Annotated in this window: 20 protein-coding genes; 12 read left to right on the top strand and 8 right to left on the bottom strand. The window is 62.9% G+C overall.

The window, feature by feature from the left end; genetic code table 11:
* Positions 1-101: 101 nt before the first annotated feature.
* The gene (locus E0L37_RS06645) at positions 102-1,628 is read right to left on the bottom strand and encodes a carboxylesterase/lipase family protein (protein ID WP_133490973.1); all 1,527 of its coding nucleotides are present in this window, start codon (positions 1,626-1,628) and stop codon (positions 102-104) included.
* Positions 1,629-1,752: 124 nt separating this feature from the next.
* On the opposite strand from E0L37_RS06645, the gene E0L37_RS06650 reads away from it, so the two are divergent.
* Together E0L37_RS06650 and E0L37_RS06655 are read left to right on the top strand one after the other, a co-directional pair.
* The gene (locus tag E0L37_RS06650; protein WP_133490974.1) at positions 1,753-2,103 is read left to right on the top strand and encodes a poly(hydroxyalkanoate) granule-associated protein; all 351 of its coding nucleotides are present in this window, start codon (positions 1,753-1,755) and stop codon (positions 2,101-2,103) included.
* A 190-nt stretch (positions 2,104-2,293) separates the two neighbouring features.
* Positions 2,294-3,274, top strand: coding sequence for a malate dehydrogenase (locus E0L37_RS06655; protein WP_133490975.1), 981 nt, complete (start codon positions 2,294-2,296; stop codon positions 3,272-3,274).
* A gap of 53 nt (positions 3,275-3,327) precedes the next feature.
* On the opposite strand, the gene E0L37_RS06660 is transcribed toward E0L37_RS06655, so the two are convergent.
* The 4 genes from E0L37_RS06660 to E0L37_RS06675 all read right to left on the bottom strand — a co-directional run bounded on the left by E0L37_RS06660 (position 3,328) and on the right by E0L37_RS06675 (position 7,278).
* Positions 3,328-3,735 (bottom strand): CBS domain-containing protein, encoded by a 408-nt coding sequence (locus E0L37_RS06660; protein WP_236564086.1) that lies wholly within the window; start codon positions 3,733-3,735, stop codon positions 3,328-3,330.
* Positions 3,736-3,804: 69 nt separating this feature from the next.
* Positions 3,805-4,287, bottom strand: coding sequence for a ribonuclease E activity regulator RraA (rraA, locus tag E0L37_RS06665; RefSeq protein WP_133490977.1), 483 nt, complete (start codon positions 4,285-4,287; stop codon positions 3,805-3,807).
* 67 nt (positions 4,288-4,354) lie between these two features.
* Complete coding sequence (locus E0L37_RS06670) at positions 4,355-5,047, bottom strand: NAD(P)H-binding protein (protein ID WP_133490978.1); 693 nt, start codon at positions 5,045-5,047, stop codon at positions 4,355-4,357.
* A gap of 2 nt (positions 5,048-5,049) precedes the next feature.
* Positions 5,050-7,278, bottom strand: a complete 2,229-nt coding sequence (locus E0L37_RS06675) for a response regulator (RefSeq protein ID WP_133490979.1) — start codon at positions 7,276-7,278, stop codon at positions 5,050-5,052.
* A gap of 257 nt (positions 7,279-7,535) precedes the next feature.
* Between E0L37_RS06675 and E0L37_RS06680 the strand changes: the two genes are divergently transcribed.
* The 7 genes from E0L37_RS06680 (at position 7,536) to E0L37_RS06710 (ending at position 16,908) form a co-directional block, all read left to right on the top strand.
* A complete protein-coding gene (locus E0L37_RS06680) occupies positions 7,536-7,931 on the top strand; it encodes a MerR family DNA-binding transcriptional regulator (RefSeq protein ID WP_133490980.1) in 396 nt (131 codons plus the stop codon).
* The gene (locus E0L37_RS06685; protein ID WP_133490981.1) at positions 7,924-9,087 is read left to right on the top strand and encodes an isovaleryl-CoA dehydrogenase; all 1,164 of its coding nucleotides are present in this window, start codon (positions 7,924-7,926) and stop codon (positions 9,085-9,087) included. Before E0L37_RS06680 ends, E0L37_RS06685 begins: the two co-directional genes overlap by 8 nt.
* Before the next feature lie 74 nt (positions 9,088-9,161).
* On the top strand, positions 9,162-10,772 hold the full coding sequence (locus tag E0L37_RS06690; protein ID WP_133490982.1) for a carboxyl transferase domain-containing protein: 1,611 nt from the start codon (positions 9,162-9,164) through the stop codon (positions 10,770-10,772).
* Between the two features lie 121 nt (positions 10,773-10,893).
* A complete protein-coding gene (locus E0L37_RS06695) occupies positions 10,894-11,673 on the top strand; it encodes an enoyl-CoA hydratase/isomerase family protein (protein WP_133490983.1) in 780 nt (259 codons plus the stop codon).
* Positions 11,674-11,754: 81 nt separating this feature from the next.
* Positions 11,755-13,731: a biotin carboxylase N-terminal domain-containing protein gene (locus tag E0L37_RS06700; RefSeq protein WP_166643015.1), complete on the top strand. Its 1,977-nt coding sequence runs from the start codon at positions 11,755-11,757 to the stop codon at positions 13,729-13,731.
* Positions 13,728-15,695 (top strand): acetoacetate--CoA ligase, encoded by a 1,968-nt coding sequence (locus E0L37_RS06705; RefSeq protein ID WP_133490985.1) that lies wholly within the window; start codon positions 13,728-13,730, stop codon positions 15,693-15,695. The genes E0L37_RS06700 and E0L37_RS06705 overlap by 4 nt, the downstream gene beginning before the upstream one ends.
* 76 nt (positions 15,696-15,771) lie before the next feature.
* A complete protein-coding gene (locus E0L37_RS06710; protein WP_133490986.1) occupies positions 15,772-16,908 on the top strand; it encodes a hypothetical protein in 1,137 nt (378 codons plus the stop codon).
* A 205-nt stretch (positions 16,909-17,113) separates the two neighbouring features.
* Here the strand turns inward: E0L37_RS06710 and E0L37_RS06715 are convergent, their stop codons facing one another.
* Positions 17,114-17,545, bottom strand: a complete 432-nt coding sequence (locus tag E0L37_RS06715) for a thioesterase family protein (protein WP_133490987.1) — start codon at positions 17,543-17,545, stop codon at positions 17,114-17,116.
* Between the two features lie 114 nt (positions 17,546-17,659).
* Here E0L37_RS06715 and E0L37_RS06720 point away from each other — a divergent pair, with 114 nt between their 5' ends.
* A complete protein-coding gene (locus E0L37_RS06720; protein WP_133490988.1) occupies positions 17,660-18,181 on the top strand; it encodes a hypothetical protein in 522 nt (173 codons plus the stop codon).
* Here E0L37_RS06720 and E0L37_RS06725 read toward each other — a convergent pair.
* Both E0L37_RS06725 and E0L37_RS21515 read right to left on the bottom strand, forming a co-directional pair.
* On the bottom strand, positions 18,162-19,709 hold the full coding sequence (locus E0L37_RS06725; protein ID WP_133490989.1) for an FAD-dependent oxidoreductase: 1,548 nt from the start codon (positions 19,707-19,709) through the stop codon (positions 18,162-18,164). The genes E0L37_RS06720 and E0L37_RS06725 overlap by 20 nt on opposite strands.
* Entirely contained in the window at positions 19,706-20,341 is a 636-nt protein-coding gene (locus E0L37_RS21515) for a gluconate 2-dehydrogenase subunit 3 family protein (protein ID WP_166643016.1), read from the bottom strand. Before E0L37_RS21515 ends, E0L37_RS06725 begins: the two co-directional genes overlap by 4 nt.
* 128 nt (positions 20,342-20,469) lie before the next feature.
* Here E0L37_RS21515 and E0L37_RS21520 point away from each other — a divergent pair, with 128 nt between their 5' ends.
* Together E0L37_RS21520 and E0L37_RS06735 are read left to right on the top strand one after the other, a co-directional pair.
* Positions 20,470-21,231 (top strand): hypothetical protein, encoded by a 762-nt coding sequence (locus E0L37_RS21520; protein ID WP_159660793.1) that lies wholly within the window; start codon positions 20,470-20,472, stop codon positions 21,229-21,231.
* Positions 21,228-22,652, top strand: a complete 1,425-nt coding sequence (locus E0L37_RS06735) for a DNA polymerase Y family protein (RefSeq protein ID WP_159660792.1) — start codon at positions 21,228-21,230, stop codon at positions 22,650-22,652. Before E0L37_RS21520 ends, E0L37_RS06735 begins: the two co-directional genes overlap by 4 nt.
* The last annotated feature ends 183 nt before the right edge of the window (positions 22,653-22,835 follow it).

The raw sequence follows: 22,835 nt of genomic DNA on the forward strand, positions 1-22,835 counted from the left end.
CGCCCGCACGCTTACACGCAAAATCAAAGGAGCGCCCGGGCAAGCCCGGGGTAACAATGTGTTTTCCAAGCGTGCCAGCGTGTTGCGTGCAAGCGGGTTTGCTACGGCCGTGGAATCACCACCTCCCACAGCGCCTCGCCCTGTTCGTCCAGCAACGCCGCGTCACTGTCACCGGGCCCGAACTGGTGCACCCGGCGGCTTTCGCCCCAGGCGGGCCAGTCCGCGCCACGACCGTGGGCAAAGTCGCTCCACACCTGTTGTACCCGGCGGGCAAGCTGTTTCGGCTCCTCGCCACCACCGGTGAAATACTGCCCCACCGGCGTATCGGTAATGCCGAACACGAACGGCACATCGATCACATGGCAGGCGCCCATGGGAATACCGAACTGGGTGCTTGGCCAGGTGAACTGGAACCCCCAGGTGCGCGGCTGCCGGGAAGCCTGAGCGTCCAGCAAACGCAAAGTCGGCACCCGGAAAAGACGGTCGCTCTCCATGGCGGAGAACCAGTCCATGTTGCTGCGCCGCGGGTGCGGGGTGATGTGAGCGCGATAATAGTCGAACAGGCGCTGGCCGTTGCCCGGCGCGGCACGTTCAAAGCGACGCAGAATCTCGGCATCGTCCATGGCGCGCATCTGCTCCACCGTGGGGAAGCCGGCCAACGGCCCGGAATATTGAAAGAAGTTCCATTCGTCCCGGCACACTCCGGCGAGCAGCTCGATATCCGCGCAGGCCCCCTCGGCCATGGCCTGGACCGGGACCCGTGGCAGCAGGTCGCCGTCCACCATTGGCAAAAAATTCATCCCGAACTGAGGGGTGGAATCCCGTAATCCCCGCGCCACCGAAGTACGCAAGGCCTCCCCCTGGGCCGCCAGCCAGGCTTCACCGTCGGCCTGCCGTAAACGGTCGGCGACATCACCCTCGCCGGGCAGCGCCGCCAGAAACGCCTCGGTGACGCGCCGGGACTCCTCCGGCGACAGCACGAAATCGGCGCCGCCGGACTGGATGATGGCGCGCTGGAACAGTGGCCGCGCCCGTGGCGCCGCCATCAGCGAGGCGACACTGAAACCACCGGCGGATTCGCCGAAAAGGGTTACCTGGTCCGCCCGGCCGCCAAAGGCCTCGATGTGGCGATTCACCCATTCCAGGGCGGCGATCTGATCACGCAACCCCAGGTTGCTGTCCGCTCCCGGCAGTACCGAAGCAAAATCGGCGAAGCCATGAGCGCCCAGCCGGTAGGCGGCGTTGACCACCACCACCTTGCCATGACGAGCCAGCTCGGCGCCGTTATACAGCATCTGCGAAACCGATCCGGCGGTGTAGCCGCCGCCGTGATACCACAACATCACCGGAAAGGGGCCCTCGCCTTCGGGAACCCAGATATTCAGATACAGGCAATCCTCGCCGGATTCCTCCACGCCCATCAGCGGGTTACGGCGCTGCAAGGAGGGCAGCGGATAACGGTCAGCCCGTTGCATCTGATCACTGTCGGGCAGCGGCTGGGGCGCCTTGAAACGGCGCTCGCCCAACGGTGGCAAGGCATAAGGCACGCCCCGGAATTCGTGGACACCCTCCCCCGGTACGCCCTGATAGCGACCCTGCGACAGGGTCACGGTCTGTTCATTCGCCACCTTGTTCTCCTTAGCACTTGGCTGGTTGTCGAATTGTTCGACAGAAAAAAAGAGCCCCGCATGCACTCAACGTACACTTGTAGCCGTTACTACAACGCTTACGACTTGGCACAGGAGCCATTCAATGAGTGAACATGACGTAGCAGAAGCCCAGACCGAAGTCACCGAAACCGCAGGCCTGCGCGCGCGCCTGTCCGCCACCACGGACAAGCTTAACAAAGCCGCCCGGGGAATCGTGAATCAGATTACCGGGAATGGTGAGCGCCTGTTGAACGGGCTGGTGGAGACCGGTGAAGCGCTGCGCGGCAAGGCCGGTGACAAAGCCAAGGCCGTGGTCCCTCAGGACTGGCGTGCCAATCTGGCCCATGTGCTTGGCCTGCCCACCCGCGACGAAATGGACGCGCTGGGCAAGAAGCTGGACCGCATCAGCCGCAAGGTCAACAAAATGGCCCGCGAGCAGAAAGCCGCCGGCTAAGCGCCCGGACGCGCTTACACGCAACACGCTTGCACGCTAAACCCAAAGCCTGATCGCCGGCAGCAACTAGGTGCCGGCGTGTTTGCGTGTTGCGTGTAAGCGTGCTAGCGACTCCTTCCCCCGTGCGCTTGGCGGCGCGGTCCTCTATAATGCGCGCCGACTTCATCTCCCCACGATCTAGGAGACCTTCATGAAAGCACCTGTACGCGTGGCGGTGACTGGCGCCGCTGGTCAAATCAGCTACTCCCTGCTGTTCCGTATCGCTTCCGGCGACATGCTTGGCAAGGATCAGCCGGTAATCCTGCAACTGCTGGAAATCACCCCCGCTCTGGAAGCCCTGAAAGGGGTGGTGATGGAACTGGAAGACTGCGCCTTCCCGCTGGTGGCCGGTATCGTGCAAACCGACGACGCCAATGTGGCCTTCAAGGACGCCGACTACGCCCTGCTGGTAGGTGCCCGTCCCCGTGGCCCGGGCATGGAGCGCAAGGACCTGCTGGAAGCCAACGCGGCGATCTTCTCCGCCCAGGGTAAAGCCATCAACGACAACGCCAGCAAAGGCATCAAAGTGCTGGTGGTGGGCAACCCGGCCAATACCAACGCTCTGATCGCCCAGCGCAACGCGCCGGACATCGACCCGCGTCAGTTCACCGCCATGACCCGTCTGGACCACAACCGCGCCATGGCGCAACTGGCCAACAAACTGGGCAAGACCGTCAACGATGTGAAGAAGATGACCATCTGGGGCAACCACTCCTCCACTCAGTACCCGGATCTGCACCACTGTGAAGTGGACGGCAAAGTGGCCGTCGATCAGATCGAGCAGGACTGGTACGAAGCGGACTACATCCCCACCGTGCAGCAACGTGGCGCCGCCATCATCAAGGCCCGTGGCGCTTCCTCCGCCGCTTCCGCCGCCAACGCCGCCATCGACCACATGCGCTCCTGGGCGCTGGGCACCGATGAAGGTGACTGGGTTTCCATGGGGATCTACAGCGACGGTTCCTACGGTATCCAGGAAGGCCTGATCTACTCTTTCCCCTGCACCTGCAAGGATGGCGACTGGAGCATCGTTCAGGGCCTGGAAAACAACGAGTTCTCCAAAGCCAAGATGCAAGCCACCGAGCAAGAACTGGCCGAAGAGCGCGACGCGGTAAGCCACCTGCTGCCGTAATCGCCTTCCGTATTCACCGGGGACCCGCACTCGCGGGCCCGGTGAAGCGGCGATCAGGCTTCCGAAACAATACCGTCCTCGGCGGCCATCTCCAGCATCGCGCGCAGAATATCGTGCCGGCTGATCTGCCCCACCAGTTTTCCGTTCTCCACCACTGGAAGGCGGCGGCGGTGGTGGCGCAGAAAAACCTCCATCGCTTCCAATACCGTGGCACGGGCCGGCAGCACCTGTGGTTCACGGCTCATATAATCCGCCACCACACCGATCTCGATACCGTGGTACCGGGCTTCCAGCATGCCGCGCAGGCTGTCTGACTCCGAGAACATCCCCACCAAAACACCCCGCTCCACCACCGGTGCTCCGGAAATACGATTTTCCAGCAACAGCTCCATGGCACGGAACAGGGAGACACCCGGATCAAGCGTAAGCGGACCACGCTTCATGTAGTCCGTTACTTTCATTGTTTTCCACATGATTTCATTCCCTTGATCCAGACGTATCCTACAAACCGCGCCCCCGGCGGTCTGGGCTCATAGCAGAGCTTCGGTGGAAGTGATCACGCCATTGGCATCGGCGTAGACGAAATCACCGGGGCGGAACGTGACGCCACCAAAGGTGATGTCGATGTTCAGTTGGCCTTCACCGCGACGGACCGATTTGATCGGCACACAGCCCAGAGTGACCACGCCAAGGTCCAGTTTCGCTAATTCCAGCACGTCACGGCAGGCGCCATGAATAATCACCCCTTCCCAACCGTTGCTCACCGCGTTTTCAGCGATCATGTCACCGATCAGGGCATTGCGCAGGCTGCCGCCACCGTCCACCACCAGCACCCTGCCTTTGCCGTCAGTGGCCAGATGCTCCTTCACACGGGAGTTATCCTCAAAACACTTTACCGTTACGATCTCGCCGCCAAACGCCTGACGGCCACCATAGCTGAACCAATTAAGGCCGGTAACCACGGACACTTTATCGGCATGCTCATCACACAGATCGCAGGTTACGAACGTCATATTCACTCCTTGGCAGGCCCGCCGCGGCGTGGCCGTCGGCCGGGCGAATCAACATTAATGGGGGAAATCAGGCCAGAGCCGGGAACTGACTCTGGAATTTGCCGGCGAACACCTGAAAGTCCCGATACCGTACCCGGTGGACACCGGTGTCCGGCCCCATCAGGGCCATGCCCACCATGGCCTGCGCCACCCGTTCCGCCGGCACCGGCAACCAGTGCGCGTCAGTCCAGCGGGTCACCGGTTCCAGCAACCGGGAGATCAGATTGCCCACGCCTTCCGCCAACCGCTTCTCTCGCCGGTCGCCGCGCAGCAAGGACGGCTGGATCAAGGCCAGCAGCGGCAGACCGAGCGCCTCCAGATCCTGTTCCATGCGCCCTTTCACCCTCGCATAGAAAAAGGAAGAACGGGCATTGGCATTGACCGCGGACACCACCATGAAACGCTGTACACCGGCCTGCCTGGCCATGTGTCCACAGCGCACCACCAACTCGTGGTCCACATGTTCAAAGGCTTCCCGTGAGCCGGCTTTTTTCATGGTCGTACCCAAACAGCAGAACACATCGTCCACTTTGAAGAAGTCGCCTTCCTGTTCCAACTGCTCCGGATCAATCACTTTCTCCCGCAGGCGGGGGTGCTCCACCTCCACCTCACGCCGGGTCAGCACCCGCACTTCATCGTAGGCCTTGCAGCCCAGCAGCAGTCTCAGACAGTGCCGGCCAACCAGCCCGGTGGCGCCCAACACCAGAGCACGTCGGGTCATTATTATTCTCCTTCGCTTCCGTCGTTATCGTCGCTCACCGATCCCAGCGGCAGCCAGCGGCGCAGTACCGTTTCCATCTCCTCAAGATGCACCGGCTTGGCCAGGAAGTCATCCATTCCGGCGGCAAGACAGCGGGCCTGAACGCCCTCGGCGGTATTGGCGGTAATGGCGATGATCGGCGTGCGTGGCCGGCCTTCCTGACGCTCGCTTTCGCGCATTACTCTGGTCGCCTCGAACCCGTCCATGCCTGGCAACATGCAATCCATCAGCACCAGATCGTAGGTCTCGCGCTGCAACAGTGACAACGCCGCCGGTGCATTGCTGAAGGTCGTGACCTGATAACCCAGCTTCGCCAGCATGCCTTTGGTGACCAGCTGATTGACCTCGTTGTCTTCCACCAGCAGCAATCGATAATGTTTGCGGCGCTCCATCGCCTCGGCGTTTTCCAGGGGCAAATCCCGTACCGGCGCGGTCCTCGGCACGCCGAGCAGGCGTTCCAGAGCCCCCCGCAGGACGCTGCGGTGCACCGGCTTCACCAACACCACCAGGCCATGTCGTTCCACCAGACGCTGAATCGCCGGCTGGGCCCGCTCCTCGATAGTGCACATCAGAATCAGTTTGACCGGCCGCAGCGCCGGGTCCACCAGCACGTTGTGGCACAGATTCAAGGCCAGTTCCTGTCGTTCCCGGGTGTCCACCAGCAACAAATGAAACTCGGATTGTTCGCGCTGTCCGGCCCGCAGCGCCTGCAGCGCGTGGTCGTAATCACGGGCACCCTGGCACTGGCAGCCGAGCGCCTCGAGTTCTTCCTGCAAGCCGGCCAGGGCACCGCCCGCGCTGCCCACCACCAGCGCCTGCAAACCGTCCATGGCGCTCAGCAGTTTCTGCGGTTCATTCATGTCGGCTTGCATGCCCAGGCGGACCGTGAACCAGAAGGTGGCGCCCTCGCCTTCCACGCTTTCCGCGCCAATGGAACCGCCCATGGCCTCGGTCAGCCCCTTGCACACCAGCAAGCCAAAGCCGATGTGCTTGGCGGCGAAAGCATCCTGGGCGCCGTCCAGAAAATGGTCCTGGAACAGGGTACGCAGGGTATCGGTATCCATGCCCCTGCCCTGGTCACTGACCCTGACACGCAGCACGCCTTCGTTGTCGCTTTCTTCGGTGAAATCCACGTCCAGGCGGATCTCGCCCTTGTCACTGAATTTGACCGCGTTGCTGAGCAGATTGGTCAGCACTTGCATGAAGCGATCGCGATCGCCACGTACCCGCCGGGGCAGCATGCGATCAACCACCGCGGACAGCTCCAGCCCCTTGCTCTGGGCCATCGGACCAAACGCCTCCAGGGCCTGCTCAAGGGTACCGCGCAGATCGAAATAGTCGGGGCTCAGCACGATGCGGCCAGTGAGGATGCGGGAGTAGTCCAGCACATCGTCGATCAGCGCCAGCATCAGCTTTCCGCTCTGCCCCGCCGCTTGCAGGTATTCACGCTGCTCATCGGAAAGCTTGGTTTCCTCCAGCAGCGACATCATGCCCATCACTGAATTCATCGGTGTGCGCAGCTCATGGGCCAGCCGGTAGACCAGGCTGAGCTGGATGTCGGTACCGGCATGATGATCCCGCCGCCGGTCATGCTGTTCGCCACGCCGTTCACGGGTTACCGCGTGCCAGAACAACTCATACTGTCCCCGGTAAAGGCGGAACAAGTAGAAGGTGTAGGCACCGACCAGAACCACCAGCAGCCACTCTTTCACGCCACCATAGAAAAACAGCCCGAGCAGGACTGGCACGAACATCAATACGATGTAGAGCTGGCGCACGCGCAATCCGGCCATCCAGGAACTGCCCAAAGCGGTGGTGACACCAACGTTGTAGAGAATAACCACGAAGAAGTTGAAGCCGGCGCCGGTGCGCCACAACAGCCACACCGGCATCACGCCCCAGACCAGTGCGTGCAGGATCAGTCCGGCGCCGAACAGCTTGCGCCAGCGCGCGGGACCGGCGCCGTACAGGGCGTCGAACCGGGCGATCAGCCACAACCGGAAGGCCGTGACCAACACCACCGCGGCGCCAACCATCAATGTTTCCAGTTCGTAGGCCCGGTATACCCCGCCCCAGGCCGTCACCAGGGCATAAACCAGAAGGGCCGCCAACACCCCCATCAGGGAGTTCTTGGCGGCCCCGTAATCCACTCGCTTGAGGACCTTGCGATCTTTTCTGTATATCACCGTCATTCTGCCGACATACGGATCAGCCGTAAGTTAGGCCTTGCCGCCATTAAATTCAACCGTAAAGTCACTGTGGGAGCGTGCTTGCAAGCGAATTCTTGACGAACGGGGCGATTCGTTTGCAGCGGCCCGCCGCCCGGAAAAAGCTCCCACGACGGCGCGGTAGCGAATATGGTGGCAAGCAGCACTCCACGAACCGCGATAGGCGGTTGGCATGTCGGCAACATCTTTACGTTTACGTAAACTTCCCCTATGCTGCCACCATGACAACACAAAAGACCTACAGCATCGGCGAGTTGGCCCGCGAATTCCAGATCACCACGCGTACCATCCGCTTTTATGAGGATCAGGGGCTGCTGCACCCGCAACGGCGTGGCCAGACCCGGATTTATCTGCCTTCCGACCGCGTCGCACTCAAGCTGATTCTGCGCGGGAAGCGCCTTGGATTATCCCTGGCCGAATCCCGTGAACTGATCCAGCTCTACATCCCCACCGGGGATAACCGCCATCAATTACAAGCCCTGCTCGACAAAATCGCTGAAAAGCGAGCCATGCTCGCGCAGCAACTCAAAGACATCCAGGCCATGCAGCAAGAAATGGATGAGGCTGAACAACGGGCCCGCGAGGCCATGATGCAATTGGAGAACAATAATGTTTGACGGTGGATTGGACTTTCACTTCGACGAAACCCTGAATGCCCTGCGCGACAGCGTGCGCGCCTTTGCCCGGCGTGAAATCGCGCCTATCGCCGCCCGGGTGGACAGCGACAACCTGTTTCCCAATGAGCTGTGGAAGAAGCTCGGTGATCTCGGTGTGCTTGGCATCACCGTTTCCGAAGAGTACGGCGGCGCCGGCCTGGGCTACCTGGCCCACACCCTGGTGATGGAGGAAATCTCCCGTGCTTCCGCTTCCATCGGTCTGTCCTATGGCGCTCACTCCAATCTCTGCGTGAACCAGATTTTCCTCAATGGCAACGAAGCGCAAAAAGCCCGCTATCTGCCCAAGTTGGTCAGCGGTGAACATATCGGCGCGCTTGCCATGAGCGAGCCCGGTGCCGGCTCCGACGTGGTGAGCATGAGCCTGCGCGCGGAGAAGAAAGGCGACCGTTACGTACTCAACGGCAACAAGATGTGGATTACCAACGGGCCGGACGCCAACACCTATGTGATCTACGCCAAAACCGATATCAATGCCGGACCGCGCGGCATCACCGCCTTCCTGGTGGAACGGGATTTCCCCGGTTTCTCGCGGGCGCAGAAGCTCGACAAGCTGGGCATGCGCGGCTCCAATACCTGCGAACTGGTGTTCGAGGACTGTGAAGTGCCGGAGGAAAACATTCTCGGCAAACTGAACGAAGGCGTTCGCGTTCTGATGAGCGGCCTGGATTATGAGCGCACCGTGCTCTCCGGCGGCTCCACCGGCATCATGCAGGCGTGCCTGGATGTAGTCGTGCCCTACGTGCACGAACGCAAGCAGTTCGGTAAGGCCATCGGCGAATTCCAGTTGATGCAGGGCAAGCTCGCCGACATGTACGTGACTCTCAACGCCAGCCGCGCCTATCTGTATCAGGTCGCCCGCTGCTGCGACGCCGGCCAGACCACCCGCAAGGACGCCGCCGGCGTCATCCTGTATTGCGCGGAAAATGCCACCAAGATGGCTCTCGACGCCATTCAGTGTCTCGGTGGCAACGGCTATATCAATGAATACCCCACCGGCCGCCTGTTACGCGATGCCAAGCTCTATGAAATCGGCGCCGGCACCAGTGAAATCCGCCGCATGTTGATCGGTAGAGAGCTGTTCAACGAAAGCCGCTAACACGCATCACGCAACACGCTGGCACGCCGCCTATAGCGTAGTGCCAGCCTGTTGCGTGTGAGCGAGGAATGTCCATGCCTAAAATCATCAGTCATCTTAATAAAAGTGCACCGGAATTCGATCAATACCGCGAGCACAATCTGACGCTGCGCGGGGAACTGCGGGAGAAACTCGCGCGTATCGCCCACGGCGGTGGCGAAGCGGCGGAGACACGATTGCGGGAAAGAGGCAAGTTGCCGGTGCGGGAACGCATCCAGTACCTGCTGGACCCCGGCTCCCCCTTCCTGGAGCTGTCGGCGCTGGCCGCCGATGGGGTTTACCCCGGCGAAGACGTCCCCGCCGCCGGCTGTGTCGGCGGCATCGGCCGTATCAGCGGCGTGGAATGCATGATCGTCGCCAACGACCCCACCGTGAAAGGCGGCAGCTATTACCCGCTGACGGTGAAAAAGCACTTGCGCTGTCAGGCCATTGCCGCGGAAAACCGCTTGCCCTGCGTCTATCTGGTGGATTCCGGCGGCGCCAATCTGCCGCGCCAGGATGAGGTGTTCCCGGACCGGGATCACTTCGGACGCATCTTCTTCAACATGGCCAATATGTCCGCCAACGGCATCCCGCAAATCAGTGTGGTGTTGGGCTCCTGTACCGCCGGCGGCGCTTATGTACCGGCCATGGCCGACGAAGTGATCATGGTGCGCAATCATTCCACCGTGTTCCTTGCCGGCCCGCCTCTGGTCAAAGCCGCCACCGGCGAGGTGGTGAGCGCCGAGGAACTGGGCGGTGCCGCGCTCCACGCCGAACAATCCGGCGTCGCCGACCACCTGGCCGAGGACGAACCCCACGCCTTGGATCTGGCGCGGCGCTGTATTGCCCGGCTCAACTGGCGTAAGCCGGAGCAACTCGATCTCCGCGAGAGCCGCGCGCCGGCCTATGATCCTCAGGAACTGTACGGGCTGATCCCGCCCACCACCCGTTCGCCGATGCCGGCCCGAGAATTGATCGCGCGCATCGTCGACGCCTCCGAGCTGGATGAGTTCAAGGCCAGCTACGGCACCACCCTGGTCACTGGCTTCGCCCGCATTCATGGCATACCGGTGGGCATTCTCGCCAACGATGGCGTGCTCTATTCCGAATCGGCGCTGAAGGGCGCGCACTTCGTCGAGCTGTGCAACCAACGCAAGATTCCGCTGCTGTTCCTGCAGAACATCACCGGTTTCATGGTCGGCAAGAAATACGAAGCGGAAGGGATCGCCAAACACGGCGCCAAGATGGTCAACGCGGTAGCCTGCGCCCGGGTACCGAAATTCACCGTGATCACCGGCGGCAGTTTCGGCGCCGGGAACTATGGCATGTGTGGCCGCGCCTACGACCCGCGTTTCATGTTCATGTGGCCCAATGCCCGCATTTCGGTGATGGGCGGCGAACAGGCCGCCAGTGTACTCACCCAGGTCAAGGTGGCGTCACTGAAGAAGAAGGGCGAGAGCTGGAGCGAGGACCAGGCGCAAGCCTTCCAGGAAGAGATGACCGCCCAATATGAGTCCATGGCCACGCCCTGGTATGCCAGCGCCCGGCTCTGGGACGACGGCGTCATCGACCCGGTGGACACCCGCGATGTGCTGGGGCTGGCGTTGTCCGCCAGCCTCAATGCACCGATCGAGGAAACCCGCTATGGCGTGTTCAGGATGTGAACAAGACGCTGACACGCAACACGCCAGCATGCGGACATGCTGCACGCTTACACACGGAGTACGTTTGTCTTTTGCGTGCAAGCGTGTTGCGTGCAAGCGCCATAAAACTTTGGAGCCTTCCATGAGCGTTCAACTCAACATCAACGGCCCGGTCGCCCGCATCACCCTGAACCGGCCGGAAAAAAGCAACGCTTTCGACAATACCGTCATCGAGGCCTTGATCGACGCTTTCGCCCAGGCTTCCGCCGATGATCAGACCCGTGTCATCGTGCTCGATGCCGCTGGCAAACATTTCTCCGCCGGCGCCGATCTCAATTGGATGCGGGCCATGGGCCAACTGGACCATGAAGAAAATCAGCGCGATGCGCTGAGGCTGGCGGCGCTGATGGCACGCATCGATCAGGCCGGCAAGCCGGTCATCGCCCGGGTCCAGGGCGCGGCCTTCGGGGGGGCACTGGGATTGATTTGCGCCGCCGACATGGCGGTGGCGGCGGACAACGCCCGCTTCTGCCTGAGCGAGGTCAAGCTCGGTATTCTGCCCGCGGTGATCGCTCCCTACGTGGTTCGTGCGCTGGCCCCCCGCCAGGCACGCCGCTATTTCATGACCGCCGAAGTGATCGCCGCGCCACGCGCCGGGGAACTGGGCATCGTTCATGAAGTGGTGGCCGAGGATCAATTGGACGCCACCGTGGCAGGCCTGGTTGACGCCTTGTTGAAAGGCGCCCCGGAAGCCCAGTTGGAAGCCCGCGATCTGGTACGGCGCAGTGACGAGCAGCCGCTGGACCAGAACCTGATCGGCTACACCGCCGAATTGATCGCCCGGTTGCGCACCGGTGACGAAGGCCAGGAAGGGCTCGCCGCCTTCCTGGAAAAACGGGCGCCCTCCTGGAGCGCCTCCTGATTCGTTGGTGACCACGCAATCCCGAGAGTCATCGAACCCCGGGAGTGTCATACAGAGATCGATAAAAGGGCTGATATAAGAATGACCAACATCACCACACTGCTGATCGCCAACCGCGGAGAGATCGCCCGTCGCATCATCCGCACCTGCCGCGAACAAGGTATTCGTACCGTGGCGGTTTACTCCGAGGCCGACGCCGGTCTGCCCCATGTCCGCGAAGCGGATCAGTCCGTTTGTCTCGGGCCGGCGCCGGCCCGGGACAGTTATCTGGATGTCGGCAAGGTGATCGACGCCGCCCGCGCCACCGGCGCCCAGGCGGTGCACCCCGGTTATGGCTTCTTGTCGGAGAACACCGCGTTCGCCGCCGCCTGCGACGAGTCCGGCCTGATCTTCATCGGCCCCGGCGCCAACGCCATCCGGGTAATGGGCGACAAGGCCGCGGCCCGACAGTTAATGAGCGAAAACAAGGTGCCGGTGCTGCCCGGATTCGATCAGGAAGGCGCCGACGATGCCACCCTGGCGAGCGAAGCGGAACAGGTTGGTTTTCCATTGCTGATCAAGGCGGTGGCCGGCGGCGGCGGCAAAGGCATGCGCGTGGTGGAAAGCGCGGACCGCTTCGATGAGGCGCTGGCCTCCGCTCGCCGCGAGGCTCAGGGGGCGTTTGGTGACGACCGGGTGCTGTTGGAACGGTACCTGCCCACCGCCCGCCATGTGGAAGTGCAGGTGTTCGCCGACCAACACGGCAACGCCGTCCATTTGTTCGAGCGGGACTGTTCGGTGCAGCGCCGCCACCAGAAAATCATCGAGGAAGCCCCCGCCCCGGGGCTGGACGAAGCACTGCGCGAACGGCTCGGCGAAGCGGCGGTGCAGGCCGCTCGCGCCATCGACTATGTCGGCGCCGGCACCGTGGAATTCCTGCTGGCGCCCAACGGCGAATTCTTCTTCATGGAGATGAACACCCGCCTGCAGGTGGAGCACCCGGTCACCGAGATGATCACCGGCGAGGACCTGGTGGCCTGGCAGATCACCGTGGCCGAGGGACGCGCGCTGCCAAAACGCCAGGAACAGATCCAGCGGCACGGCGCCGCCATGGAAGTGCGCCTCTACGCGGAAAACCCTTATCAGCATTTTCTGCCGTCTTCCGGCACGCTGCAACCGCTGGTGTGGCCGGAAGGCGTGCGGGTGGACGCCGGCTTCGAGGCCGGGGATACCGTCAGCGATCACTACGATCCGATGATCGCCAAGCTGATCTGCCATGGCACCGACCGCGAACAGGCCCGCCGCCGGCTGGTGCTCGGCCTGGAAAATCTCATGCTCGGCGGCATTCACCACAACAGCGCCTTTCTGCACCGGGTACTGAGCAGCGAACCGTTCAGCCAGGCCGAGCTGGACACCCGCTTGCTGGAGAAACATCCGCATCTGCTGGAACCGGTAAGCATACCGGCACAGGCTCTGGCGGTGGCCGCCGCGGCGCTGGTGGTGCAACGGCCGGCGGCCGGCGGCGATCCCTGGCGGACCCTGAACGGCTGGCGGCCATTGGGCCAGCGCCAGACCCTGGTGCCGCTCAAAGTGCGGGACGAGCACCTGATCGTGATCCTGGAGGACGGCGAGGCCAGAGTGAATGGCGCCCCCCTGTCCTTCCGGTTTCACAGTGATGGCGGACGCTTCCATCTTGGTATTGATGGCGGCACACTCGACGATGCGATGACCGGCGGCGACATAACCCTCTCCGGCCGTTTCGTCGACGAGGCGCAACGGTTGTGGCTGTTCATAGCCGGTCAGGATTACGCCATTGACCTGCACCCGGCGCGCGAGAGCGAGCATGATACCGGACACGGCGATTTCACCGCGCCCATGAGCGGTACCATCGTCGCTCTGCACGTCAATCCCGGTGATCGCGTAGCCGCTGGCGACGCCGTGATTACATTGGAAGCAATGAAAATGGAACACACCCTGCGCGCCGGTGAAGCGGGCGTGGTTCAGGCCTTCACCGTGAGCGCCGGAGACAGCGTTGGCGAAGGCACGCTGCTGGTGGAGTTTGAAGTGGAGCAACAATGACGACCCTCGATCAACAACCGCTTTGGCAACCGGATCAGCAACGCCTGCAACACAGCGCGCTGAACACCTTCTGGCAACAGGCCCGTGCCCTGTCCGGCCAGTCCTTGCCGGACTATCGGGCCCTGCACCAATGGTCGGTGAACGAACCGGAAGCGTTCTGGAATCTGGTGTGGGACTTCTCCGCGCTGAAAGGCGATAAAGGCAGTAAGGTACTGGAGCGGGCCGAGCACTTCCGCGATCACCGGTGGTTTCCCCAGGCCCGCTTGAATGTGGCGGACAACCTGCTATCCCGTCATGACAATCACATCGCTCTGATCAGCGTGGACGAGGCCGGCCAACGCCATCAAATCAGCTACAGCGAACTGCGCGTGGCCGCCGGCCAGGTGGCGGCGCAGTTGCACGACGCCGGCGTGCGCCCCGGCGACCGGGTGGCCGGCTATATGCCCAATCGCATCGAAACCGTTGTCGCCGCTCTCGGTGCGGCCTGGATTGGCGCGATCTGGTCATCCTGCTCTCCGGATTTCGGCGTGCAGGGCGTGCTCGACCGTTTTGGCCAGATCGAGCCGAAGGTGTTGTTCGCCTGCGATGGCTATCAATACAACGGTAAGTGGATCGATCTGGGCGAGCGCCTGCGGACCTTGCGCGAACAGCTCAAACCGGAACTGCTGGTGGTGGTTCCCGGCCGCGGCAAGGCCACCACCGTGCATGCCGCCCTGCCCTGGCGCGAGTGGCTGGCCGCCGCCGGGCCAGCGCCGGAATTCGCCGCCCTGCCCTTTAACCATCCGCTGTACATTCTCTATTCCTCCGGCACCACCGGCGCTCCCAAGTGCATCGTTCATGGCGCCGGCGGCACGCTGATCCAGCACGCCAAGGAACACCGGTTGCACGGCGACCTGGGCGCCGATGATGTGCTGTTCTACTTCACCACCTGCGGCTGGATGATGTGGAACTGGCTGGTGGGGGGGCTGCAGACCGGCGCCACCCTGGTGCTGTACGATGGCAACCCGGCCTACCCGGACGCCTCCCGGCTGTTCGATCTGATCGACGCCGAGGGCGTAACCCATTTCGGCACCAGTGCCAAGTTCGTTCAGGCGGTGGAAAAGGCCGGCGTGGTGCCGCGCCAGAGCCATGACCTGAGCACGCTGCGCAGCCTGTTTTCCACCGGCTCGCCATTGCTGCACGAAAGCTATGATTTCCTTTATCAGAAGGTGAAACCGGATCTGCTGGTGAGCTCCATTTCCGGCGGCACCGACATTATTTCCTGCTTCGCTCTGGGCAATCCGATGCTGCCGGTGTATCGCGGCGAGTTGCAATGCGCCGGTCTCGGCATGGACGTGGCGGTATTTGATGACCATGGTCAGACCATAACCGGCGAGAAAGGCGAGTTGGTCTGCCGCACGCCGTTTCCATGCTGCCCGGTATCGTTCTGGAACGACCCGGACGGCAGGCGCTTCCAGGAGGCTTACTTCGAGCGTTTCGCCCCCCTTGGCATGGACATCTGGGCCCATGGTGACTATGCCGAAACCGTCGCCCACGAAGGTCACGACGGCCTGATCATCCATGGCCGCTCCGACGCCGTGCTCAACCCTGGCGGCGTGCGCATTGGCACCGCCGAAATCTATCGGCAGGTGGAAACCCTTCCGCAGATTCGCGAGGCGGTGGTGATCGGCCAGCAGTGGCAGGGTGACGTGCGCGTGGTGCTGTTCGTGGTGATGGCCGGGGACGCGACCCTGGATGACGATCTCAAACAAACCCTTCGCCAGACCATCCGCGACGGCGCCAGTCCGCGCCACGTGCCGGCGGTAATCCTGGAAGTGCCGGAAATCCCCCGCACGGTCAGTGGCAAGATCGTGGAACTGGCGGTGCGTGACATCGTCCATGGACGCGAAGTCCGTAACCGCAACGCTCTGGCCAACCCGGATGCACTGGCGCATTTCGCTGACCGGCCGGAACTGGCGGAATAAACCGCCGCCAGCCTCCACACCGTCCGTGCGCTTGTTTCCATATGGGACATGCGGACGGCGGGGGCTGGTCTGTCTGTTGTTATTCCTTCTCTCCCTTCCCGCCCACGCGGCTCTGATCACTCTGACCATCGAAGAACACAGCCCGCTGGTTGGAGCGGACCGGAAGGACTTGATGTTGGTCCACTACCGGGGTGGCGCGTTTCATGAAGTGCGGCATCAGTGGCTACCCTGGACCCTGGGCCATCAGCCCTATTTCCAGGAAGATGTCGACGCCCGCCGGGATGCTCCGGTAGACCGGGTCGCCGCTGGAGACCGCTTGCTGCTGCGCTCCGAGGACGCCGGGGAGACACATCCCATGCCCTTGCCGGCGGAGGTGCTTGCCACGCTGCCCGTTCCCGACGGCGTTTTCTATGTTCCGCAAGCCCGGCCCCGCGCCACTTTCGCCCCGGCGGCCACGCTCGAACGCACGCCCCTGGCAATCAGCGGTGATCGCTTCCGGCTCGCCTTTATTGACGACAATCTGTTTCGTTGGGGTGATTTCACTTATCGGGGCTGGGACGGCGAAGGCACTTTGCTGGATGGCCTGAAGCTGAGACTCAGCGCCGGCCTGTTGTTACGTAACGCGCGGGTCACTCTGGACAACGATAATCTGGACCCGGTGATCCGGCAGGTCATCACCGGTCCGCTGGCGACACTGGTGTACGCCACCACCCGGGTACGGGTGGCCGGATTACGCGTGCTCACCGTGCATAATTATTTCATCGTTGGCGCCGACAGCGTGATGGTGCACAGCCGCTTTACCCTGCCGGCGATGGCCGCCGCCGTGTTGCGCGAACCCAGCGCCCGCATCACCGTGGACGGCTATCGGTTGCAAGGGGCGCGCCTGCGTACCAGTTGGACCGGCGCGCGGGAAGCGGTGGTGGACGGCAAGCTCAGTGACACGGAGCAGATCATGCGTGGCAGCATAGTGCCACGGGACAACACGCTCAGGTTCGATACCGGCAAAGGGTTCGCGCTACGTGCCCGCCTGCGTTTCATGGAAGGTTTCGACACACCGGTGCGTTTTATTTACCAGGATGACCCGCAACGGCCCGATCCGCCGGAACGGTTTCCCGGTCAGGAGCCGGAAGTGGGCTTTTTACTGCAGGATCTGCCCTTCGGGCAGGAATATTACGTCATCGCTGAACTGTGGTTCTCTTCCTCCTCGCCGTGATACCGGGCCATTCGCTGCCAAGCGGAGCGCCGCCCGGGCCTCTTCCCACAGCGGGCTTCGTGGCCGGGGGTGATTCGAAGTAAACGGTTTCAGAGCTCGTGGAGGGCCGGCGGTCAGGGTTCCAGGACCGTGCTTCTCCCGTGTCCTGGAACCCTGACCGCCGGCTCTCCTCCCCTGGCAAAAGGCGCTCCCTCAACCCTGCCTGTTACGCCAGCTTTTCCAGCGCTTTACGCAACGGTTCCGGAATCGGCACCGGGCGGCCGCTTTCACGATTGACGAACACATGCACCACGTGGCCCAGGGCCTTGGCCGCGCCCTCGGCGCCGAACACCGCCAAACCATAACGCACCGAGCTGTTACCCAGTTTGTCCACGCGCATGCCCACCGCCAGGGAGTCCGGATAAGCCGCCGCCTCGAAATACTCACAGCCGGAGCTGACCACATAGGCGATCACATCACCCTGATGAATATCCAGACCACCCCGTTCAATCAGATAACGGTTAATGGTGGAATCAAAGTAGCTGTAGTAGGTGACGTTATTGACGTGGCCGTACAGATCGTTGTCGGACCAACGGGTATCCAGGGGGCAAAGGTAACCAAAAGCGTCCCGCGGCGGACGTGTGTTCGCGTCAGTCATGGTTTCTCCTGTGTGGATTTGCGGCGCGACAGCCGCGAGCGGCAATGATAGCCTAAGAGCCCATTCAAGATCTTTACGCCACCGCATTGTCGCTATCATCGCACAGGGAACGCCATGGAAAGCGCTGCTTCCGTTATTGTTCGTGCAGGCCTGCGTATCGTCTGGCCGCTGTCACTGGCCACGCTGCTCAGCGCCTGTGTTACCGTTGCCCCCCATACTCCGAAATTGAACCCTGCCCCCGCCAAGACCTGGTTCTACCTATTGGATATCGAACCAGCGCTGCCGGCCAGCGAGGTGCAAGTGGAAGCGTTGTACGTGCCCACCAAACCGGACTGTCCGTTGCGTCAGGTGGGCACCGACGTGCCGTTGGAACCGCAGGGATTGAACTATCGCATGACGGTTTACCTGGACCGCTTCGACGACCCGCTCTGCGGCTGGCGTTTCAATCAGTTATGGCTGGGCCTGAACCGGGAAAGCGGCTACGCCACCCGCTTCAGCGTGGTACCCGGCGGCGGCGACCAGACCCGCTGGTGCCGCCTCAATCCGGAACATGGCGTGTGCATGCTCCGGGAACAGGACGTTCTCGACTACAAGGTGTCCGGCACCGTGCACCGCGTCAGGCTGATGCAGCAATAGCCTCGGCGATGCGGGTCGCCAGAGCGTAAACCGTGATCTGCGGATTGACGATAATCGAGGTCGGCAACAGGCTGGCATCGGCGATATAGAGCCCGGCCACGTCATGGGTTTCTCCGCTTTCCGCCGCCACGCTGTTGGCGGGATCCGCGCCCATGCGGCAACTGCCCTGGGGGTGATAGCTGACCATGCGCAGGTGATGCGGCTGATTCTCCAGGCGTTCCACCATCGGATCGATATCCGCTTCCTGGCGTATCACCAGCGGCTCACTGGTGGGCACATACACCTGCTCCGCCCCAGCGGCCAGATGCAGCCGCGCCGCCGCTTTCAGGGCGTTTTTCATGGACGGGAAATCGATATCGTCCAGTTGGTAATCGATGACCTTATTGTCCCCGTCCCAGTGCACCCGGCCCACATTGTGATCGTGAATCAGGGTCACCAGCCCGGCCAGATAACGGGCCTCTCCCATGAAATCCATGAACGGCGCGCCGGTGCCCGGTTCCGCCGTCATCGACAGTTCCACGATCCCGGCACCACCGTCCTCAAGCACGAAACCGCCGTCCTCCGGGGCCATGAATTGGTCCACGTAGACCCCGAGCATGGCACCGCGCCAGGCGTGCACCGGTTGCGGATAACGGGCGCTGACGTACAGCGACGGATGGCAGGCGAAGTGACGCCCGACCTGATCGGAGCCATTGGCCAATTCGCTGCGCAGCAACAATAGCGGCGTTTGTACCGCCCCGGCGGCCAGCACCACCCGTGGCGCCGTCACCGTCATCGACGCCACCGGTTCGCCGCCGGTTCCGGTGACCTCGGCGCGAACGCCGGTGGCGCGGCCATTATCGGTGAGAATTTCAATGACCCGGGTGTCGGCGAAAATGCGCGCGCCGTGGGCCACCGCCCAGGGCAGATAACTGACTAGCATGGATTGCTTGCGCTCGGTCTTGCAGCCGGACAAGCAGTGTCCGGTAAGCGCGCAATCGCGGATATTGCGTTGAAACGGCTTTACCGACCACCCCAGCTTGTCGGCGCCGGCCCGGATCAGACGGGCATGGGCGGCAATCTCATGTTCACCGTTTTCATGCACGCCCAGGTGTTTTTCCACCCGTTCGAAATAGGGCCTCATGCCGTCGCTGGTGAGTCCGCTGAGACCGAAATTCCGCTGCCAGTCCCGCAGAATGAAGTCCGGAGTACGAAAACAGACGCCCGCATTGACCACGGTGGAACCACCGACACAGGCCCCCTGCAGAATCAGCAGATCGCCGCTGCGATTGGTCTGGCCACCGTGGTCCTGATACAGCTGCTCCAAGGCGTCCGGGAAGCGTTCACTGAAATCCCGCGACGGCACATAGGGCCCCGCCTCCAGCACCAGCACCCGCTTGCCGCGCCGAGCCAATTCATAGGCCGCCACGGCGCCGCCGGCACCCGAGCCGACCACCACCACATCCGCCTGCAAATTCAAGCGCGATTGGTGGATGTCTTTCGCCTCGGTCACCGCCAGGCCGGAGTCACGCCAAAGTGTTGTCGTCATTCCGCTACCCCCGCCTGTACTTCCCCGTTTTCTTCCGGCATCGGCGCGTTCCCCAGATACGCCAGCCCCCAACGATCCGAAACCGGACCGTCGAATTCCAGAGCCTGCCAGGTACGTTCGTCGCGCCAATAAGCGCTGTACACCAGTTGCTTGATCACCGTGGCCAGAGTTCGTTGCAACACCAGCCCCCGCCCCCAGCGATCGAAATAGTCCCGCGCCGTTTCGTCGTCGAGATCCACGAAACGGCGGCCATGGCGGAACACCGCGGCGTTATCAAACAATCCCAACCCCCGCGACAGTTGCCGGCGCAGTGCCGGCGCCATCAGCGACAGCGTGCGCTGCACGTTGGCCACCACCGGCACGGTTTCGGTATCCGGCAGGCCCCGCCCTTCAGTAGGCAATAACACCCGCCGGCAACGGTCCAGCAACAAAAACTCCCCGGGGCTGAGTCCACCGGCCCAATCCGGTATCCGCTGCTGGTCCAGGGGGGAACGGCGCAGCCAGAGAAATCCGCCCGCGGCGGTACCCACCATCACGGCACTGGCGGCCAGCGTCCACTTGAGAAAACGGCGGCGCGCCAAGCCTTGTTGCAGCCACTCCAGCCCCGGCGGCGCACTGTGTTGTTGTGTCATCGTCGCACTCACGGAAGGGAATCAAGCCCTCAACATAGTCAGCCCGAGCGAGGGAGACAACATGTATACCAGCCAGCAGACGGATTGACCCGATCGGCACATCGGAATACTGTACACAAGGACAGTATATGGATGCTTACCTCATGAATGCGGACGCCCTGCAACAACTGCTTCGCCGCCAGGACACCTGGCAAGGCTCCAGCCGGGGAGCGGCCCGCGAAGAACGCCGGCACACCGGTTTCCCGGCCCTGGACCGCCTGCTCTGGCAAGGTGGCTGGCCCAACCAGGGGCTGGTGGAACTGCTCTGTCCACTGCCCTGTCCGTCATTACTGCATTTGCTGTTGCCCCTGTTGCGTCGCCGAGAGGACGGCGCCCGCATTATCGCCAACCCCCCGGCCCGGCCTTCCGCCACCGCCTTGAAGCGGGCCGGGTTGCCGCTGGAGCACATCCTGGTGCTACAAGCCCGGGAACGCTCCACGCTGTTGCGTGCCTGTCTGGAAGCCGCCTCCAGCGATACTCTGGACAGTCTGGTGTTGTGGGCACCGGGAGGCACCCTGCCCACCGGGACTCTGCGCCGCCTGCACATGGCCGCGCAGCAGGGCCGTTGTCTGTTTCTGCTGGTGCGCCCGCGACGGGCCTCGAAACAGCCCAGCCCGGCGCCCCTGCGTCTGCTGCTGGACGTCGATCAGCCCGGCGAACTGAGCGTCACCGTTGGCAAGCAGCCCGGTGGCCGCCACGGTCAGCAATGCCGGTTGATGGTGCTGCCCGAGCACCTGCGCCACCCCCCACCGCCCTGCGCCACCATGGCGGCCCGGACCCGCCGCCCGGAGACCACGACGACGCCCTCTCCGCTGGCACTGCCGGCGCCAACATCGGAGCTCCGTCCATGAATCCCCCCTTGTGGCTTGCCCTGCATTTTCCCTTGCTGGCTCTGGAAGCCGTGGATGGCCCCAGCCCCGAGCCCCGTGTGCTGGTGCGACAGCAGCGGATCACCCTGGCCAATGCCGCCGCCCGTGGCGCCGGCGTGAACATAGGGCAGCGCCTGGGCACGGCGCGCGCTTTATGCGACGGCCTCCAGGTGCAACAAGCCGCCCCCCGGCAGGAGGAACAGGCCTTGCAACGGGAAGCCCGTCATCTGCTGGCCATGACGCCACAGGTCTGCCTTGCGCCTCCCCATACCCTGCTGCTGGAAGTCGGGGGCTGCCTGAGTCTGTTCGGCGGTTTCAGTGGACTGCTGTCACGAGTGGACCAATACCGCCTGCACTGCCCGCTAACCAGCCATCTGGGCCTTGGTCCCACGCCGCTGGCGGCCTGGCATCTCACCGAACCGCCCAACCTTGAGCAGATGCCGGAGCGCAGTCGCTTCCAGGCCTGGCTGGCGGCCCTGCCGATCGACTCCCTGGCTCTGGAAGACGCCGTCAAGGAACGTCTGAAGGCCCCTGGCTTTCATACCCTCGGCGACCTGTTCGCACTGCCGCGGGCCGCGCTCGGCAAACGATTCGGCGCTTCCTTTCTGGATTGGTTGCAACGCCTGCTTGGAGAGAAAGCGGACGTGCGCCGGACGATTCCCGCCCCGGCACCATTCCGGGAACAACAGCAATTCGATGATCCGATAAATGATCAGGCCCTGCTCAAAATCCCCATGGCGGCGCTGCTTGAGCAGATGGAGCAACACCTGAGGCGCTATCAGGAGCAGGTGCTGGCGATACGCTGGCATTTGCGTCTGGACAATCGCGAACGGCACACCCTGCTGGTGCGCCGGGCCTGGCCGGCCCATGACGCCGCCGGTTGGCTCGATCTGAGCCTGCGGCGCCTGGAGCACCAGCCTCTGGACGGCGCGGTGCTGGGACTGGGTTTGGATACCAGCCGGCCACGGCCATTGAACCCCGGCCTTGCCGCCCTGTTTCCGGAGCCCGGAGCCCGCGCTCCGCTGAACGGCCTGCTGGAAAAGCTGGTGGACACTCCGGGGCTGGCGCTTTATCGCCCGGCCCTGGCCGACGATCACTTGCCGGAATACAGCGAATGCCGTCAGCCACCGTTCGGCGCGACACCACGAGAGCATGAAAGCGATCAGGCGGATCAGGACCGTCCTCTGTGGTTACTGGAATCCCCACTGAGACTGCACCAGGACAACGGCGTGCCGGTATGGCGGGGGCAGCGCCTGCGACTGTTTCCGCAACAGGAACGTTTCAGCCAGCCCTGGCGGGGAACGATGCCCCGCCATTACCGGCTGGCGCACCACCCCCAGGGCGAATGCTGCTGGCTGTTCCAGGATGCCCGGCAGCAGTGGTGGCTGCATGGTTTCTTCTAATAAGGCCAGGGGCCTTCCGCCAGCTTATACGGTTATCCCGGAAGCTATCGTCTGGCCGCCGCGCGCCCACGCCGGCACGCAACACGCTTACACGCCATCCTTGCCAACCCCGCGGACAATTGGGAAAGCCTTCCCGTCCGGCCAACGGAAAGGGGGACATTCTTTGGCTGACGGCGGTTTCCG

Source organism: Alcanivorax sp. 24, assembly GCF_004360225.1.
GTDB classification, from domain to species: domain Bacteria; phylum Pseudomonadota; class Gammaproteobacteria; order Pseudomonadales; family Alcanivoracaceae; genus Alloalcanivorax; species Alloalcanivorax xiamenensis.